At 63.6% G+C, this 15778-nt stretch carries 19 protein-coding genes; 10 read left to right on the top strand and 9 right to left on the bottom strand.

Translation table 11 applies throughout. The features are described 5' to 3' along the window. The first annotated feature begins 11 nt into the window (after positions 1-11). On the top strand, positions 12-665 hold the full coding sequence (coaE, locus tag BLEFHOIH_RS23270) for a dephospho-CoA kinase (protein WP_088348419.1): 654 nt from the start codon (positions 12-14) through the stop codon (positions 663-665). A gap of 3 nt (positions 666-668) precedes the next feature. Next, positions 669-1358: a DNA polymerase III subunit epsilon gene (dnaQ, locus tag BLEFHOIH_RS23265; RefSeq protein WP_088348418.1), complete on the top strand. Its 690-nt coding sequence runs from the start codon at positions 669-671 to the stop codon at positions 1356-1358. Between the two features lie 172 nt (positions 1359-1530). Here the strand turns inward: dnaQ and BLEFHOIH_RS23260 are convergent, their stop codons facing one another. Further along, entirely contained in the window at positions 1531-1929 is a 399-nt protein-coding gene (locus tag BLEFHOIH_RS23260; RefSeq protein WP_088348417.1) for a DUF2541 family protein, read from the bottom strand. Positions 1930-2303: 374 nt separating this feature from the next. Between BLEFHOIH_RS23260 and BLEFHOIH_RS23255 the strand changes: the two genes are divergently transcribed. Further along, entirely contained in the window at positions 2304-2789 is a 486-nt protein-coding gene (locus BLEFHOIH_RS23255) for a VOC family protein (protein WP_088348416.1), read from the top strand. A 26-nt stretch (positions 2790-2815) separates the two neighbouring features. On the opposite strand, the gene BLEFHOIH_RS23250 is transcribed toward BLEFHOIH_RS23255, so the two are convergent. The 3 genes from BLEFHOIH_RS23250 to BLEFHOIH_RS23240 form a co-directional block, all read right to left on the bottom strand. Further along, positions 2816-3445: a Smr/MutS family protein gene (locus tag BLEFHOIH_RS23250; RefSeq protein WP_088348415.1), complete on the bottom strand. Its 630-nt coding sequence runs from the start codon at positions 3443-3445 to the stop codon at positions 2816-2818. Positions 3446-3701: 256 nt separating this feature from the next. Further along, the gene (locus BLEFHOIH_RS23245; protein WP_088348414.1) at positions 3702-4814 is read right to left on the bottom strand and encodes an MltA domain-containing protein; all 1113 of its coding nucleotides are present in this window, start codon (positions 4812-4814) and stop codon (positions 3702-3704) included. Between the two features lie 60 nt (positions 4815-4874). Further along, complete coding sequence (locus tag BLEFHOIH_RS23240; RefSeq protein WP_088348413.1) at positions 4875-5588, bottom strand: Tim44/TimA family putative adaptor protein; 714 nt, start codon at positions 5586-5588, stop codon at positions 4875-4877. 227 nt (positions 5589-5815) lie between these two features. On the opposite strand from BLEFHOIH_RS23240, the gene BLEFHOIH_RS23235 reads away from it, so the two are divergent. After that, positions 5816-6427 (top strand): FxsA family protein, encoded by a 612-nt coding sequence (locus tag BLEFHOIH_RS23235; RefSeq protein WP_170937343.1) that lies wholly within the window; start codon positions 5816-5818, stop codon positions 6425-6427. A gap of 212 nt (positions 6428-6639) precedes the next feature. Next, positions 6640-7140: a protein-export chaperone SecB gene (gene secB / locus BLEFHOIH_RS23230; protein ID WP_088348411.1), complete on the top strand. Its 501-nt coding sequence runs from the start codon at positions 6640-6642 to the stop codon at positions 7138-7140. Positions 7141-7211: 71 nt separating this feature from the next. Here secB and holA read toward each other — a convergent pair whose 3' ends face one another. From holA to BLEFHOIH_RS23215, 3 genes are all read right to left on the bottom strand, one after another. Continuing rightward, a complete protein-coding gene (holA, locus tag BLEFHOIH_RS23225; RefSeq protein ID WP_088348410.1) occupies positions 7212-8255 on the bottom strand; it encodes a DNA polymerase III subunit delta in 1044 nt (347 codons plus the stop codon). A 102-nt stretch (positions 8256-8357) separates the two neighbouring features. Continuing rightward, on the bottom strand, positions 8358-8978 hold the full coding sequence (locus BLEFHOIH_RS23220) for a Maf family protein (protein ID WP_088348409.1): 621 nt from the start codon (positions 8976-8978) through the stop codon (positions 8358-8360). Next, positions 8971-9819 (bottom strand): pyruvate, water dikinase regulatory protein, encoded by an 849-nt coding sequence (locus tag BLEFHOIH_RS23215; protein WP_088348408.1) that lies wholly within the window; start codon positions 9817-9819, stop codon positions 8971-8973. The genes BLEFHOIH_RS23220 and BLEFHOIH_RS23215 overlap by 8 nt, the downstream gene beginning before the upstream one ends. Positions 9820-10216: 397 nt before the next feature. On the opposite strand from BLEFHOIH_RS23215, the gene hemE reads away from it, so the two are divergent. From hemE to BLEFHOIH_RS23190, 5 genes are all read left to right on the top strand, one after another. Further along, positions 10217-11266: a uroporphyrinogen decarboxylase gene (gene hemE, locus BLEFHOIH_RS23210; protein ID WP_088348407.1), complete on the top strand. Its 1050-nt coding sequence runs from the start codon at positions 10217-10219 to the stop codon at positions 11264-11266. A gap of 92 nt (positions 11267-11358) precedes the next feature. Next, a complete protein-coding gene (hemJ, locus tag BLEFHOIH_RS23205) occupies positions 11359-11796 on the top strand; it encodes a protoporphyrinogen oxidase HemJ (protein ID WP_088348406.1) in 438 nt (145 codons plus the stop codon). 380 nt (positions 11797-12176) lie between these two features. Further along, the gene (gene rho, locus BLEFHOIH_RS23200; RefSeq protein WP_088348405.1) at positions 12177-13442 is read left to right on the top strand and encodes a transcription termination factor Rho; all 1266 of its coding nucleotides are present in this window, start codon (positions 12177-12179) and stop codon (positions 13440-13442) included. Positions 13443-13504: 62 nt separating this feature from the next. Beyond that, positions 13505-13963 (top strand): cupin domain-containing protein, encoded by a 459-nt coding sequence (locus BLEFHOIH_RS23195; protein WP_088348404.1) that lies wholly within the window; start codon positions 13505-13507, stop codon positions 13961-13963. A 182-nt stretch (positions 13964-14145) separates the two neighbouring features. After that, complete coding sequence (locus BLEFHOIH_RS23190) at positions 14146-14475, top strand: multidrug efflux SMR transporter (protein ID WP_088348403.1); 330 nt, start codon at positions 14146-14148, stop codon at positions 14473-14475. Between the two features lie 11 nt (positions 14476-14486). Here BLEFHOIH_RS23190 and BLEFHOIH_RS23185 read toward each other — a convergent pair whose 3' ends face one another. Both BLEFHOIH_RS23185 and BLEFHOIH_RS23180 read right to left on the bottom strand, forming a co-directional pair. Further along, positions 14487-14906, bottom strand: coding sequence for an NUDIX hydrolase (locus tag BLEFHOIH_RS23185; protein ID WP_088348402.1), 420 nt, complete (start codon positions 14904-14906; stop codon positions 14487-14489). A gap of 119 nt (positions 14907-15025) precedes the next feature. Next, positions 15026-15697, bottom strand: coding sequence for a response regulator transcription factor (locus tag BLEFHOIH_RS23180; RefSeq protein ID WP_088348401.1), 672 nt, complete (start codon positions 15695-15697; stop codon positions 15026-15028). Positions 15698-15778: the final 81 nt, after the last annotated feature.

The following is a 15778-nucleotide window of genomic DNA, read 5'->3' as shown; positions in this document are numbered from 1 at the left end:
TTTTCGGGGCAATGCTGATTATCGGTCTGACGGGCTCCATCGGGATGGGCAAGACCACCGTCGCCAACCACATCGCGGCGCGCGGCGTGCCCGTCATCGACAGCGATGGCATCGTCCACCGCCTCTATGAGGGCGAGGCCGTGCCGCATATCGAATCGGCCTTCCCCGGTACCACGGTGGGCGGCAAGGTCGACCGCGCCAGACTGGCGGCGGCCGCGATGCAAATGCCGGACGCTTTCGCCAGGCTCGAAGCGCTGGTGCACCCGCTGGTGCGGCTGGCCCAATGGCGCTTCATCCAGGACTGCGCCGCCGCCGGCGAGCCGATCTGTGTGCTCGACATTCCGCTGCTGTTCGAGACCGGCGGCGACCGTATCGTGGATGCCTCGATGGTCGTCAGCGCGCCCGAACAGGTGCAGACCGAGCGCGTCATGGCCCGCCCCGGCATGACGCCGGAAAAACTCGCCGCCATCCGCGCCCAGCAGATGTCCGACGCGGAAAAGCGCGCCCGTGCCGACTATCTCGTCGACACAGGCTTGCCTCTGGACGAAACCATCGCGCAGGTCGATAAAATCCTCGAATCATTGAAACATCGCGCCGGGGACAAGATCGATCTCTGGCGCCGGCTCCACACCGAGTCCGCCGGGGACGGCGATTTGGGGGGCTGAGCGATGCGCGAAATCGTCATGGACACCGAGACCACCGGCTTCGACCCGCATAAGGGCGACCGGCTGGTCGAAATCGCCTGCGTCGAGCTGGCCAATTTCATCCCGACGGGCCGCGTCTGGCATCAATATATCAACCCCGAGCGCGAGGTGCCGCAGGACGCTTTCCGCGTGCACGGCCTGTCGACGCAGTTCCTCGCCGACAAGCCGCTGTTCGGCGATCTGGTGGAGTCGTTTCTGGATTTTGTCGACGGCGGGCGGATGATCTTCCACAACGCCGCCTTCGACATGAATTTCATCAATTTCGAGCTGAACCGCATCGGCCGATCGACGATCCCGCCGGAGCGCGTGCTCGACACGCTGGCGCTCGCCCGCCGCAAACATCCCGCCGGTCCGAACAGCCTCGACGCGCTCTGCAAGCGCTACAATATCGACAATTCCGCTCGGACCAAGCACGGCGCTCTGCTCGACGCCGAGCTGCTGGCGGATGTGTATTTGCAGCTCATCGGCGGCCAGCAGCCTGGTTTGGACCTGTCCGCCCGGCGCTCGGCGACCGGTCGCGGCACGGCGGGCTCGGCGGTCATTCAGCTCCGTCCGACTCCGCTGCCGGCCAATCTGGCCGAGGCCGAGGCGGCTGCCCATGCGGCGTTCATCGAGGAACTCGGGGGCGCCGCAGTCTGGCGGCAGTACCAGTAGGCGCGCGCGGGGACGGACAGTACGGATTCAGAGGGCTGGACCGTGATCGCCACCTGTAAAGCGATCACGGTCCGCCGCTCATCTGTCGCGGCCCCTGAGTAAGCGAGGTGCCGCAACGCTTTCTTATGATGCAGGAGATGCAAAGAGCCCCCCGCTCCATTCCTGTCAGGGCTTATTGCAGCCCGGAGACGCAGACCCTGGCCTTGCCATGGAAATTGGGCTTGGCCCGATAGACCAGCTCGACGCGGTCGATGGCGCGTTCGCGGCCCCGCAGATCCAGCGGACGCGTCTCACCGCCTTCACGGATTTCCGAACGCACCTGGATGTCGTCGGGCGCGCCGTTGGCGTAGACGACCTTGAGGTCCATGATATGGACGGCGTTGCCGGACACATTCAGCTTAATGGCTTTGAAGCGGCCTTCGCGGCGTCCGATCTTGATGACATCACGGTCGCCCAAAAAGCCGACCGACTGGCAGCCCAGTTCGTCCCAATGGTCGCGGGCCATGGCGGGCGAGCTCATGGCGGCCGAGAGAAGCAGCGCGCCGGTGAGGAATTTGGCTCCTGAATTCATCGTCACTCCCTGTCTTGCTGGCTCTTAGTCAGGCTTTGCTTCGGGTAGCAGGTTCGGCCGGAAGCGGCCACGAATAGGCTGCACCAAAATGTGTCAGTCGGGCTTCGGGCAGCGCGCATAAATGCGGCAGAGCAAGCGCTCGGCACCAAGATGTTTGGGCCATGCTCGGCGCACGCCCGCCCGAAGGTCGATCGGGGCACAATCCGCGGCAGCCTGCGCCGCCGGAAGCAATCTCAGATTGCGTTTCGGATGTAGTCTTAAAGTACAGCAATGCGGGTGGCGGACGTTTACCGCCGACGTTTTTCGACCCGCCAATGTCGGAGGCGACGTCCTCGGCGCGTCCTATGCAGGATCACAGCCGAAGGAGCGCACGAATGACCATCCGCACACGCATCTCGCCGAACCTCTGGTTCGATTTCAAAGCGAAGGAAGCGGTCGACTTCTACATTTCGATTTTTCCAAACTCCAAGCTGCTGCGCACCTCGCATTACCTGAAGGACAGTCCCGGCCCCGAAGGCGAGATCATGGCCATCGAGTTCCAGCTCGACGGTCTGGTGTTCACCGCCATCAATGGCGGCCCGCAATTCAAGTTCAACGAATCGGTATCGTTCCTGATCGAGTGCAAGGACCAGGGCGAGGTCGACCGTTACTGGAATGCACTTTTGGCGGATGGCGGCAAACCGAGCGTCTGCGGCTGGCTCAAGGATCGTTTCGGCCTGTCATGGCAGGTCAATTGGGCGCCACTCATCGATATGCTGCTCGACGCCGACAAGGAAAAGGCCGGCCGGGCGATGCAGGCCATGCTCAAGATGAGCAAGCCGAATGTTGCGGCTCTGCAAAGGGCTTATGACGGCGCTTAGGCAAGGTTCCGGGCGCGCAATAGGAGTTATCCTCCGGCTCCCTGCTTGCGCAGACGGATATACAGCGCTCCATCGCCGCCGTGGCGGACCCCGGCGGCGGTGTAGCTGACCACGATGCCGCGCAGATCCGCATCCGCCAGCCATTGCGGCACCAGCCGGCGCAGTACGCCGCGTTCCTCGATGAAATGATCGCGCACGCGCTCCACATCGGCGCGGACGCCTTTGCCGGTGATGACCAGCACATGCCGATGGCCGCGCGTCACGCACGCGAACAGAAACGCCCGCAGCGCCCCATGCGCCTCGCGCTGGCGCATGCCGTGCAGATCGAGGCGGGCGTCGATCAGGTCGCGATCTCGCGAGAGTTTGCGGCGGTCGCGGTCGTCGAAGGGAGCGAGCGGAGGCGGTGATTTCGGCGGCGGAGGACGGCGCTCTGGCCGTTTATCCGCGCTCGGTTTAGCGGCCGGCTGCACCTTCGTGGCAGGAGACGGTTCCGGGGCAAAACGCTCAGCCTTGGCCTCATCGGCCAGCCGTTCCGCCTCGCGCTTCTCCTCACGGCCGCGGCGGCGCAGAGCATTCGCCTCGCGCATGGCATAGGTCCACAGCTCCGCCTCCTCGGCGGTCAGCGGCCTTTTGCGCGATGGCGGCTCCGAATTCATAAATCCTCTGTGTTCGGCGAGGGGCGTTGCGCACGATCGCCGCCTCGCCCTCCCCCCAAAAGCATCAAGGCTCCGGCTGTCCGGCAATTCCTGCGTAAGCATCTGACTCTAAAGCATCATCCGCAAAAGCCGGACCGAATTTGACGGCAAATGCAGCTCGCCACGAGCTTGGACGGCCCCACCGGCAAACGGAAGGATAAGGCTCTGGCGCGATCGGCTCGGCGCGGGGAGCAGTCAGAGACCCCGCGCTTCGCCGTTAATTTGGGATGAGAACCGTGAAATCACAGATGTGCTTGGTGACGCCGGCGCTGCGTCCGGCAGCGTCGCCACTTCCAAAGAAGAAATCACCGCGCACCGGCCCACGAATGGCCGAGCCGGTATCCTGCGCCACCATCAGCCGGGCGATGGGCTTTCCCTTGGCGTCCTTCATATCGGGCGCCGAGACCCAGATCGGCGTGCCGAGCGCGTGATAGCGCGGATCGACGGCGAGGCTGCGCCCCGGCATCAGCGGCAGGCCGAGCGCGCCATGCGGCCCCTCCCCGGCCTCGGACGGGTCGAGCACGCGGAAGAACGGATAGGACTTGTTCTCCCACATCATTTGCCGGCCGCGTTCAGGGTCGGCGCGCAGCCAGGTCAGCAACTGGTCGAGCGAGGCCGACGTCGCCTGCAATTGTCCGGCCTGTACGAGGATCTTGCCGATCGAGGAATAGGGATGACCGTTCTTGCCCGCGAAGCCGACACGCAAGGTTTTGCCGTCGGGCAGCCGGATCATGCCGGAGCCCTGCACCTGCATGACGAAGGCATCGTAGGGGTCGGCGAGATAGGCGATCTCCAATCCGCGGCCGGCGAGCGCACCCTGCTCGATCTCCTGGCGGGTGTAATAGGGCACGAGCCCGCCGGCGGTGGCGCGTGCCGCAGTGAGGTCCGCCGCCAGCGTGCCACGATCGGAGGGCTGCCGGATCAGGGTCAGGTCGCTCGGCAGGGCGTAAATTGGGATCTTGTATTCGGGCGTCGGCGTCAGCGAGCCCTTGATCTCGGGCTCGAAATAGCCGGTCAGCATGGCGCCTGTCGAGGGCCGCTTGACCAGATGCGGCTTGAAATTGTTCTCGAAGAACTGGCGCGCATCCTCGCGGCGCAGCTTCTCCGGCAGCATCGTCGCCAGCTCGCAGGCCGGCTTGATGCGGTCGCCTTCCTTGGCATCGGTGAGAAGTTTGCCGCAGGATTTGCGGAAGGCGGCGAAGGCGGCGGCATGATCGTCATCCGCCCAGCCGGGGACCGCCGCGAATTCGAGCGGCGTCTTATCGAAGGATTTGAGGCCCTTGGCCTCGGCATCGGAAAATTGCCACTGCCACAGATTTGCACCGGCCATGACGAATAGCGCCGCCCCTAACTGAAATACCGCCCGCATGGCCCCGTCGTCCGTGCGGCCTCAGGCCGCCGATCCTGTCGCCACAAGCCGCCAATTCGGATCGCGCGCCGTGACGTCGCGCGAAAAAGTCCAGACGTCGGTGACGTCGCGGATGGTCACCGGATCGCCGTCGATGACCTCGCCCGCGCGGTTGCGCGTGGCGGTAATCAGGTCGCTGACGAATTTGATGGTGATGTTGATGGTCTTGCCGCTTACCTCGGCGTCGATGATTTCCGTGCTGGAAATGCCGACGAATTTGAACTCGACCGTGTCGCCGGCCTTTTCACGCTCACCGATGGCTGTTGAAAAGCTGTCGAAAACTTCGCGGCTGAGTAGGGATTTCAGCGTTTTGCGGTCGCCCTCGGCAAAGGCCGAGACGATCATTTCATAGGCCGCCTTGGCGCCGTTGAGGAAATGCTTCGGGTCGAAGCTGCGATCGGCCTGCGCCACCGACTGCAGCTTTTGCGCAGCGTCGCTGCCGACCGGCGCCACATCCTTCAGCCGTTTCGCGAAAGTGGCTTCGTCCAGTTCATCAGTCATCCGCGGCGGCTCCCCACGAGGAAGGGTGACGATATTATCGCGCACCGGCTTACCATTGGCGTCGGAAGGCGTGTAAGGATCATAGCGCGGACGTTCGTTTCCGGTCCGGCGACCCAGCACGCTGCGAAGCCGGAGAAATATCACAACTGCTATGATCAAGAAAAGCAAAGTCAGAATGTCGAATGTGCCGTTCATATTGCCGCAGCTTCTTTGGATACATATGTGCGCTTAGGGGCTGTCATCTATCATATAGGTCGCGGCCATCAGGACCGCCAGCCGTGTGAAGGGCGGTAGAAAGCATGCCACGCATCCTATAGCAAATTACGCGATCGAAACGGTTAAGCCAACCTGCAAGAATTCGCCCTATGGCCGATACCGCCGATTTCGCCACCCATTGTTGCACATGTTGGGGGCTTAACAGCATGCCCATTCTTTTGTTCCTGCTCTTTATCGGCCTGCCGATCGCCGAAATCGCGCTTTTTATAGAGGCCGGACGGCTGATCGGCGTGCTGCCGACGATCCTTTTGACCATCGGCACCGCGATCGCCGGCAGCGTGTTGATGCGCGTACAGGGCTTCTCCGCGCTGAACCGCTTTGCACAAAGCCTGGAGCGGGGCGAGATGCCCCTGACGCCTGTCATCGACGGCATCGGCATTCTGGCGGCGGGGATATTACTGATTACGCCCGGGCTGCTGACCGACGTCATCGGCCTGGCGCTGTTCGTGCCGCCGATCCGCCGCGCCGCCGGGCGCTGGGTGGTGAAACGGGCGCTGGCAAGCGGGCGGGTGCATGTCAGCGGTTTCGGACGTCCCGCCGGCGGCGGCGGGGCTGGACCGCGCCCGGGTGCCGGACCGAAACCGGGCGGCGCGTCGCCGCGCGGCGGCGGCGGGCTGAAGCGGTCGAGCAACGCCGTCGATGCCGAATTCGAGACGCTCGAGCCCGACCCGCCCAAGGGAGAACCGCCCACCGGCGGCAAGGCTGAAACGGCCAAGCCGGGCCGCAAGGACACCGATTCGCCCTGGCATAAGGAATAGGCTTTAGCGCCGCCCTGCGGCGGCCTTGGTTCAGCTTCGCCGGCCGAGCCTCCGCAAAATTGCGGGATGGACGTTGCCTGCCACCGCCTGTCATGCTAGCGACGTGACCCAGCGACGATTGTCTTCGCGCGATGTTTTGGGAAACGTCTGCACCCCCGCCTCCCGGCGGGGCCGAAATTTCCCCACCGCGCTCCAAAACTGAGGATGAGGCCATGGCGAACGGCAATAACGGCACCGCGCCTGAAGCGGCGAAGGATGAGGATCAGCAGCCTCAGATCAATGTTTTGGGGCAGTATATCAAGGATCTCTCCTTCGAGAATCCGGGCGCGCCGCGCAGTCTGCGCGGACCGGGCAAGAACCCGAACATCCAGATCAATTTCAACGTCCAGGCCCACCCCATCGGCGACGACGTGTTCGAGGTCGTGCTGACCATGGAGGCCGCCGCGAAAAACGAGGACGGCGCGCTGTATAATCTGGAATTGGTCTATGCCGGCGGCTTCCGGCTGAAGAACCTGCCACAACAGGCGCTGCGTCCGGTGCTGTTCATCGAATGCCCGGCGCTGCTTTTCCCCTTCGTGCGCCGCCTGGTCGCCGACCTGACGCGCGAAGGCGGCTTCCCGCCTCTGCTGCTCGACCCGATCGATTTCGCCTCCCTGTTCCGCCAGCGCCTGATGCAGGACGAAGCAGCCGGCGGCGAACCCGCGGTTCAATAAGTAGCTTCTGCCATCGTGCAAAATCTCCGCCGTCGCGGGGATTTTTGTTTTAAGGGCCGCCCCCAGGCGATCTACGCCGCGCGCGACTTCGTGAGACGCGGATTGATCTCCGGCATCCGCAGGATCAGCGCCGCCGCGAGCTCATGCTCGAGCGCGGGCTTCAGGCGCGTTTGGCGGATGGTCTCGTGCACCGCCTCGATGGCGGCGGCGACCTCCGGCAGGCGCCAGCGCGCGGTTTGCGCCTTCATCTCGTCCTTCTGACGGAAATGCGGTGAAGGGCGGAGCCGTCCGGCGGCGGCGTCGAAACTGTCGCCGCGGTCGACGGCGGCGAGCACGGCGTGCAGCTTTTGCAGATGGCCGGAGAGCAGATTGAGCAGCACCTGGGCCGGCGTACCGCTCCCGGCCAGCGCGTCGAGCTGGGCCAGCGCGGCGGCGGCGTTCCCAGCAAGCGTTTCGGAAATCGCTGCGTCGAAAGCATGGGCCGATGCGTCGCCGACCACGGCCTCGACATGAGCGAGAGTGATCTGTGTTTCACCGAGCGCATAGAGCGTCAGCTTGGCGATCTCGGCACGGGAGACGGCCCAATCCGCGCCGATGAGCTGGGTCAGGCGCTGCGCGGCGTCGGCCGCGATGGTCAGCCCTGCCTTTTCGACTTCATCCCGTATGAGCTGCTGCAGGCTGCGATTATCGGCGCCATAGCAGACAATAGCGGCGGCGCTCTTGGCCTTCTCGAAGATCTGGCGAAGCTTGGCGTCCTTCTTCAGATTGCCCGCCTCGACGATGATAAAGGCGGCGAGCGGCGGCCCTCCGAGCAGGTCCTCGAACAGCGCCGGAGTGAGCTGCGGGCCAGGTTTGACCAGCAGCACCGGACGCCCGCCGAACATGGCGAGGCTGCGCGCTTCGCTGGCGAGGCGACCGGGCGCCTGCGCCAAATCCTGCTCGCTGAGGCGGATGATTTCCCCGGGCGGCTTGGACAGCGCCGCGAGCTGTTTGGCCAGCGAGCCCGCAATCTCGGCGACCTGGCCGACATCGGTGCCGTGGATCAGATAGGCGTCGGTCTTCGTGCCGCTAGATTTGAGGAGGCCGGGCAATTCGGCGGCTTTGATGGCGACCATTTGGCGGCCTTTGCGAGTGAGCGCGGCGGCGGCGCGGGAACGTCAAGGGTTCAACTATCGATCCTGCCGCTGGAATGCAACCCGGTGCGCGCACTCAGGTGGTCACTCGGCGACCGCCCCACATTCGCGCAAGTATGCGAGCAGGGTCATGATTGGTAGCCCGATGATCGTAAAATGGTCGCCGCTAATATGCCGGAAAAGCTGGACGCCGGGGCCTTCGATGCGATAGCCGCCGACGGATTGCAGCACCGCCTCGCCCTCCATGTCCAGGTAAGCGTCGAGAAATTGCTCGGAGAACGCCCGCATCTCCAGCTTCGCCTCATCGAGATGGTCCCAAAGGCACCGGCCTCCCAAAGCAACCGCGAGCCCGCAGCAGAGACGATGCGTGCGACCGCGCAGCGCCAGCAATTGCACCCGCGCGGCGGCGATGTCGGCCGGCTTGTGGAAGATCACCCCGCCGCATTCCATCACCTGATCGGCACCGATCACCAGCGTCTCGGGATGGCGGGCGCTGACGGACTTGGCTTTCGCGACGGCCAATCGCACGGCGAGCTCCGGCGCGGGCAATGGGTCCAGTCCCGACGCCATGCCCGCTTCGATCGCCCGCTCGTCGATGTCGGCGGGCACCTGTCGAAATGTCAGCCCCGCCCCGCGCATGATCGCCGCCCGCCCCGCGCTCGCCGACGCCAGGATCAGTTCGCGGCCGGCGAAATTCTCAGCCATTCCCCTTGCGATCCTCCACCAGCTTGATCACGGCAGCCGCCGTCTCCTCGATCGAGCGGCGCGTCACGTCGATGACGGGCCAATGATGCCGGCCGCACAGCCTACGGGTATAGGCGATCTCCTTCACGATCATTTCGGTGTCGGTATAGTCGCGGTTCTTGGTGTCGTTCATGCCGAGCAGGCGCTGCCGCCGGATCTCGGCCAGACGCTGCGGGCTCGCCACCAGCCCGGCGACGACCGCGCTGCGTATGGTCTCCAGCTCGGGCGGCGGGGGGATGTCGGGGATCAGCGAGACATTGGCGGTCTTGAAGCCGCGGTTCGCCAGATAAAGGCTCGTCGGCGTCTTCGAGGTGCGGCTCGCCCCGATCAGCACGATGTCGGCGTCGTCGAGATCGGCCGTGCGCTGACCATCGTCATGCGCAAGGGTGAAATTCATCGCCTCGATGCGCCGGAAATAATCCGTGTTGAGCACATGCTGGCCGCCCACGATCGGCGTCGACGGCGTGCCGAGATAGGCCTCGAACACTTTCAACAGCGGGCTAAGCACTGGAACGCACGGGATATTCAGCTCCTCGCAGCGCTGCTCCAGATGCGCCCCGATCGAGCGCTCCACGATGGTGTAGAGCACGATGCCGGGCGAGGCCTCGATCTGTTGCAGCACGCGGTCGAGATGCCGGCGGTTGCGCACGAAAGGATGCGAGTGCTTGAGCGCTCGGATGCTGGAGTACTGAACAGCCGCCGCCTTGGCGATCGCCGCCAGCGTTTCACCCGAAGCGTCCGACACCATGTGCAGGTGAAAAAACTTCGGCAGCTCCTTGGTGGTCTGTTGATAAGCTGTCATGTTTTGAACAGCGCCTCACTTTATGGAAAGCCTTCGGGCTGAGTCCCGCACGCTAATTCAATTTCCGTCCACAGCCTCGCTTTTGGGGACGGCAAAATCTCGCCGAGTTGAATGAATTTGCAAAGCGCCATCTTTGCGCACCGCTCGGCCAGCGGCTAAACAAGGGTTATTGTCACGATATAAAATGAACCTCACCGCGCAACCGATTGCCTTCCTGAGCTGTTTTTCGTCTGCCGCAATGGCCGTTTGCAAACCGCCGGCGATCTTGAGGCCCGGCCTTCGCGATCCTGCCGCAAAGCTGTAGATAATGCGTGGACAATGCCGCAATATCCGCAATTCACCCCCTATAAATAAGAGTCACTTAAGAAAGTAAGACTCTGTATCAAAGAGCGAAGCGATGCCCGCTGATATCCAGCAAACACCCTCGACGCCGAAGCTGATCGAAGTCCTGAAAGGCAAGGCGCTCGGCAGACCGCCCATGTGGCTGATGCGGCAAGCCGGCCGCTACCTGCCGGAGTACCGGGAGCTTCGCGCGAAGGCGAACGGCTTCCTGGATCTGTGCTACCGGCCGGAATGGGCCGCGGAAATTACGCTGCAGCCGATCCGGCGCTTCGGCTTCGACGCGGCCATCCTGTTCGCCGATATCCTGATCGTGCCGGACGCGCTCGGCCAGAAAGTGGCTTTCGAGGAAGGCACCGGACCAAAGCTCGATGGCATGCAGCCAGCCGAGCTGCTCAAGCTTTTGCGCCCCGAGGCGACCGGGGAGAAGTTCGGCCGGATCTGCGAAACTGTTGCGCTGGTTCGGGCGGCACTCCCGGCGGACAAGGCGCTGATCGGCTTTTGCGGCGCGCCATGGACCGTCGCGACCTACATGGTCGCCGGCCACGGCACCCCCGATCAGGCGCCGACGCGGCTCGCCGCCTATCGCGACCCGGAAAATTTCGCCCGCCTGCTCGACCTTGTCGCCGACAGCTCGGTTGCCTATCTCTCGGCCCAGATCGCCGCCGGCGCACAGGTCGTGCAGATTTTCGACAGTTGGGCCGGCGTGCTGCCTGACGCCGAATTCGAGCGATGGGTGATCGCGCCGACGGTGCGCATGGTCAAGGCGCTCAGGGCGCTGCACCCGGATGTCCCGATCATCGGTTTCCCGCGCGGCTCCGCCGTGCTGTCGGAGCAGTTCGTCCGCGAAACTGGCGTTGACGGGCTCGGCTGCGACACGGCGATGCCGCTGGCGCAGATGCGCAAGCTCGCCGCCACGACCGCTGTGCAGGGCAATCTCGATCCGTTGCTGCTTGTGGCCGGAGGGCACTTGCTCGAATCGCGCATCCGGTCCATCTTGGCCGGGCTTCAGGGCGTTCCGCATATTTTCAACCTAGGCCACGGTATCTTGCAGACGACGCCGATCGCGCATGTCGAGCGATTGGTGGCGCTGGTGCGTGGCGATTGAGGGACGCGAGTTTCGAGTTTGTGCGTACGGGATCGCCGCTTTCGCGGGGATGACGAGAAGAGCCGCAGACGCAAAGCCAGACGAGGCGCCAAGTGGAATTATATCTCTACGTCAAAGCCTTCCACGTCATCGCGATGGTCGCCTGGATGGCGGGGATGTTCTATCTGCCGCGCCTCTACGTCTACCATGTCGGCGCACCGGCCGGCTCGCAGCTTTCCGAGACGCTGAAGGTCATGGAAAACAAGCTGCTGCGCGTCATCATCAATCCGGCGATGATTGCGACCTGGCTGCTCGGCCTCGCCCTGATCTTCGGCTTCGACGTCATCGACCTGCGCACCTCCGGCTGGCTGCACGCCAAGCTTTTCTTGGTCGTGCTGCTGACGGTGTTTCACATCATGCTGGCCAGATGGCGCAAGGATTTCGCCGCCGACCGCAACACCCATAGCGAGCGCTTCTACCGGATCGCCAACGAGATCCCGACCGTGCTGCTGATCCTGATCGTGATCCTGGTGGTGGTGAAGCCGTTCTAGGCGCGGTCACCTTCTCGGACCCGCCGCTCTCTCCTATATAAGAGAGGCATAAGAAGGACCGGGCCTCTTTATACTTAGTGCCTCATCGCCGACGGCCAGCCAGCACCCGCGACGCCCAGTCACGTAACGCTGAAAATCTGCTGCTTTCGCACGCGCCAATTCTTTGCTATAGTGTGAGTCGTAATTCTTCACTTGGCCGAGAATCTGAATTCCCTTCAGCCCGCATGAGACTTGAGCGGCCTGCGCAATTCTAACCCGCGCGGCTCGCCGGTCATCGCGGGAACGGCGCCTCGAAATGCCCTCCAAACCTAAGGTCGCGCTCCTTTCGGCCGCGCGCCTCCCCATTACCAATATCGCACGAAAGTTCGGAGTCATCCCGAATGCAAGAAATGAAACTCCAAGACCTTAAAGTTAAATCGCCCACCGAATTGCTCAGCTTTGCCGAAGGCGTCGAAGTCGAGAATGCCAGCACGATGCGCAAGCAGGAGCTGATGTTCGCGATATTGAAACAATTGGCCGCCAAGGATGTCGATATTACCGGCATCGGCGTCGTTGAAGTGCTGCAGGACGGTTTCGGTTTTCTGCGCTCGCCCGACGCCAATTATTTGCCCGGCCCTGACGATATTTATGTCAGCCCCAGCCAGATCCGCCGCTTCGGCCTGCGCACCGGCGACACCGTCGAAGGCCAGATCCGCTCCCCCAAGGATGGCGAGCGCTACTTCGCCCTCCTGAAGGTGAACAAGATCAATTTCGACGAGCCCGAGGCCATGCGCCACAAGGTTCACTTCGACAACCTCACGCCTTTATATCCGGACACCTGGATGCGGATGGAAGTCGAGGCGCCGGACCAGAAGGACATCTCCGGCCGCGTCATCGACATCGTCGCCCCGCTCGGCAAGGGCCAGCGCGGCTTGATCGTCGCCCCGCCGCGCACCGGCAAGACCGTGCTCTTGCAGAACATCGCCCACTCCATCACCTGCAATCATCCGGAATGCTACCTGATCGTGCTGCTCATCGACGAGCGGCCGGAAGAAGTGACCGACATGCAGCGCTCGGTGAAGGGCGAGGTGATCTCCTCCACCTTCGACGAGCCGGCATCGCGTCACGTCCAGGTCGCCGAGATGGTGATCGAGAAGGCCAAGCGCCTCGTCGAGCATAAGAAGGACGTGGTGATCCTCCTGGACTCGATCACCCGCCTCGGCCGCGCCTATAATACGGTGGTGCCGTCCTCGGGCAAGGTGCTGACCGGCGGCGTCGACGCCAACGCATTGCAGCGGCCAAAGCGCTTCTTCGGCGCGGCGCGCAATATCGAAGAGGGCGGCTCGCTCACCATCATCGCCACGGCGCTGATCGAGACCGGCAGCCGCATGGACGAAGTTATCTTCGAAGAGTTCAAGGGCACCGGCAATTCCGAGCTGATCCTCGACCGCAAGGTCGCCGACAAGCGCACCTTCCCCTCCATCGACATCGCCCGCTCCGGCACCCGCAAGGAAGAGCTGCTGGTCCCGGCGCCGCAATTGAAGAAGATGTTCGTGCTACGCCGCATCCTCAATCCGATGGGCACCATGGACGCCATCGAGTTCCTGATGGACAAGCTGCGCCAGACCAAGAACAACGGCGACTTCTTCGACTCCATGAACACTTAATAACCGTTCAGCCCAACACGCGGCCGGGCGTCAGCTCGGCCGCCGATCGCCGGGGAACGCTGATGCCGAAGATCGACCTTGCCGCCGTGCCTCAGCGCAAAGGCGCTCCCTATCCGCCGCCCTTCGACGCGCCTTGTGCCGAACGTATCCGGCAGCGTCTGGGCGATGCCGGCGGCCTCACCGATTTCGGCGTCAATCTCATGCAGCTGCCGCCGGGAAACTGGTCGAGCCAGCGCCATTGGCATTCGCACGAGGACGAATTCGTCTATGTGCTCGAAGGCGAAGTGACGTTGGTCGAGGATGGCGGCGATATCGTGCTGCGCGCCGGCGACTGCGCTGCCTTCGCCAAGGGCTCCGGCAACGGTCATCATTTGATCAACAGGTCGGACAAGGTGGCGGTCTATCTCGAGGTCGGTTCGCGCCAGCCCGACGACCTGACCACCTGTTCCGACATCGACATGATGAGCTCCAACGCCGACGGCCGCTTCGTGCATAAGGACGGCACGCCCTATCCCGAGTGACGGAGGGGGATCGCAGCCTCTTCGTCATCCCCGCGCGAGCGGGGATCCTGTAAAGGGCAAACGGCGCGATCGCGTCCCCGTTAATCGCGTCGCTTCGGCCTACTGGATTCCCGCTTTCGCGGGAATGACAATGTGTTTTGGGCTCCTCCTCCCGACTCTCAGCATTCAAGGAATCACCCCCCATGACCTGGGCCTATCTGATCCTGGCCATAGCGGCGGAAGTCGTCGCGACCTCCGCGCTTAAGGCCTCGGAGAGTTTTACCCGGCTCGGGCCGTCGCTGATCGTCGTGTTCGGCTACGGCGCGGCCTTCTATCTGCTCTCCCTGACGCTGAAGACGATGCCGCTCGGCGTGGTCTACGCGCTTTGGTCGGGTCTGGGCATCGTGCTGGTGGCGCTGGTCGGCTGGCTGGTGTTCCGCCAGCATCTGGATGCCCCCGCCGTGATTGGCATTGCCCTGATCCTCGCCGGCGTCGCGATCATCAACATCCTGTCGGAATCGGCTCCGCATTGACCGGCCGGGACTCAGGCCCCGTCGCGGTCCGCCAAGGCGAGTGCATCCTTCAGGATCTTGCGGTGGTCGAAGGCGAGCTTGGCCCGGCGCCAATCCTCGACCCAGAGCGCGTCCGCCGCATCGTCGCCGGCTGTCGGCCTGGCGGTTTTCACGTGGGCGAGGAAGGCGACCGAACAGCTATGCCCGCGCGGGTCGCGGCGCGGGTCGGAATAGACGCCGACGAGCGTCAGCTTGCCGGCCTTGATGCCGGTCTCCTCCATCAGCTCGCGCTTGCAGGCCGTTTCGACCGTCTCGCCGATTTCAACGAAGCCGCCGGGCAGCGCCAGTTGCCCTTCGAAGGGCGGGTTCTTGCGCCGGATGAGAAGCACGCGCTTCTGCGCATCGAGCACCACGCAATCGACCGTCAGCCAGGGGGTCACAGGCTTTCTCAAAGGGCCGCTCCTTGCAATGCGTCCTGCGCCAGCCTGCCGCGCCGGCGGCGAAGGAGCAAGCGGCTCCGCTTGTCGGAGCGGGCGATGGCCCGAAGGCCGCCACGCGCGGGCAACTCTGCCTAGTCGTAAACCAGCCGGTAGCCGAGATAGCGCTGGCTGTCGATCGGGTCGTGGCCGAGGCGGTGGCGCAGGCGCTTACGCAGCTTGCTGATATGGCTCTCGACGACATTCTCGTCGATGTCCTCGCCGAACAGGCCGTAGACGAAATTGAAGATCTGGCTCTTGGTGACGCGGCGGCCGCGATTGGAGACCAGATATTCGAGGATGCGGCGCTCGCGCCGGGGAAGCGGGAGCACTTCGCTCTTCACTTCCGGGTCGCGGCCATCGGAGAAAACGCGGATGTCGCCGACCAGCCTGCCCTCGTCCTCGCCCTTGGCGCGGCGCTGGATGGCTTTGATGCGCGCCAGGATTTCGCGGACATGCACCGGCTTGCGCACGACGTCGTCGACGCCGGCATCGAACAGCTCCAAGGTCTCGTCGAGACATTTGTGATCGTTCATGGCGATCACCGCCGCGCTGGTCCGATGCCGGATCAATTTCGGCAGAAGCCGCCGGTCCTCGCAATCGCCGATCAAGAACGCCTCGACCGCATCGATGTCGGGGTCGGAGACCGTTTTTACCCAATTACCGAAATCCGCCGCGCGAAATCCGGTCGCCGAAACGCCTTCGCGGTCAAACCAAGAGGTATACCCCTCGGTGACGGTCTCGCGTTCGTCAACAATCACGATCATAAGACGACCCCCGGTTCACTCATTATGAGCGTAGCCATGCGGTCCGGGTTAGCCGCTGGCTCCGATTCGATCAACCTTTGG

It is taken from the genome of Rhodomicrobium sp. R_RK_3 (genome assembly GCF_002198715.1).
Taxonomy (GTDB): Bacteria; Pseudomonadota; Alphaproteobacteria; order Rhizobiales; family Rhodomicrobiaceae; genus R-RK-3.
The sequence above is the reverse complement of the archived record's forward strand: the minus strand, read 5'-3'. Positions and strand labels throughout refer to the sequence as shown.

Excerpts from the sequence above, each read along its gene's own strand:
- coaE (WP_088348419.1), top strand. The coding sequence starts at position 12 with ATGCTGATTATCGGTCTGACGGGCTCCATCGGGATGGGCAAGACCACC.
- dnaQ (WP_088348418.1), top strand. The coding sequence starts at position 669 with ATGCGCGAAATCGTCATGGACACCGAGACCACCGGCTTCGACCCGCAT.
- BLEFHOIH_RS23260 (WP_088348417.1), bottom strand. The coding sequence starts at position 1,929 with ATGAATTCAGGAGCCAAATTCCTCACCGGCGCGCTGCTTCTCTCGGCC.
- BLEFHOIH_RS23255 (WP_088348416.1), top strand. The coding sequence starts at position 2,304 with ATGACCATCCGCACACGCATCTCGCCGAACCTCTGGTTCGATTTCAAA.
- BLEFHOIH_RS23250 (WP_088348415.1), bottom strand. The coding sequence starts at position 3,445 with ATGAATTCGGAGCCGCCATCGCGCAAAAGGCCGCTGACCGCCGAGGAG.
- BLEFHOIH_RS23245 (WP_088348414.1), bottom strand. The coding sequence starts at position 4,814 with ATGGCCGGTGCAAATCTGTGGCAGTGGCAATTTTCCGATGCCGAGGCC.
- BLEFHOIH_RS23240 (WP_088348413.1), bottom strand. The coding sequence starts at position 5,588 with ATGAACGGCACATTCGACATTCTGACTTTGCTTTTCTTGATCATAGCA.
- BLEFHOIH_RS23235 (WP_170937343.1), top strand. The coding sequence starts at position 5,816 with ATGCCCATTCTTTTGTTCCTGCTCTTTATCGGCCTGCCGATCGCCGAA.
- secB (WP_088348411.1), top strand. The coding sequence starts at position 6,640 with ATGGCGAACGGCAATAACGGCACCGCGCCTGAAGCGGCGAAGGATGAG.
- holA (WP_088348410.1), bottom strand. The coding sequence starts at position 8,255 with ATGGTCGCCATCAAAGCCGCCGAATTGCCCGGCCTCCTCAAATCTAGC.
- BLEFHOIH_RS23220 (WP_088348409.1), bottom strand. The coding sequence starts at position 8,978 with ATGGCTGAGAATTTCGCCGGCCGCGAACTGATCCTGGCGTCGGCGAGC.
- BLEFHOIH_RS23215 (WP_088348408.1), bottom strand. The coding sequence starts at position 9,819 with ATGACAGCTTATCAACAGACCACCAAGGAGCTGCCGAAGTTTTTTCAC.
- hemE (WP_088348407.1), top strand. The coding sequence starts at position 10,217 with ATGCCCGCTGATATCCAGCAAACACCCTCGACGCCGAAGCTGATCGAA.
- rho (WP_088348405.1), top strand. The coding sequence starts at position 12,177 with ATGCAAGAAATGAAACTCCAAGACCTTAAAGTTAAATCGCCCACCGAA.
- BLEFHOIH_RS23195 (WP_088348404.1), top strand. The coding sequence starts at position 13,505 with ATGCCGAAGATCGACCTTGCCGCCGTGCCTCAGCGCAAAGGCGCTCCC.
- BLEFHOIH_RS23190 (WP_088348403.1), top strand. The coding sequence starts at position 14,146 with ATGACCTGGGCCTATCTGATCCTGGCCATAGCGGCGGAAGTCGTCGCG.
- BLEFHOIH_RS23180 (WP_088348401.1), bottom strand. The coding sequence starts at position 15,697 with ATGATCGTGATTGTTGACGAACGCGAGACCGTCACCGAGGGGTATACC.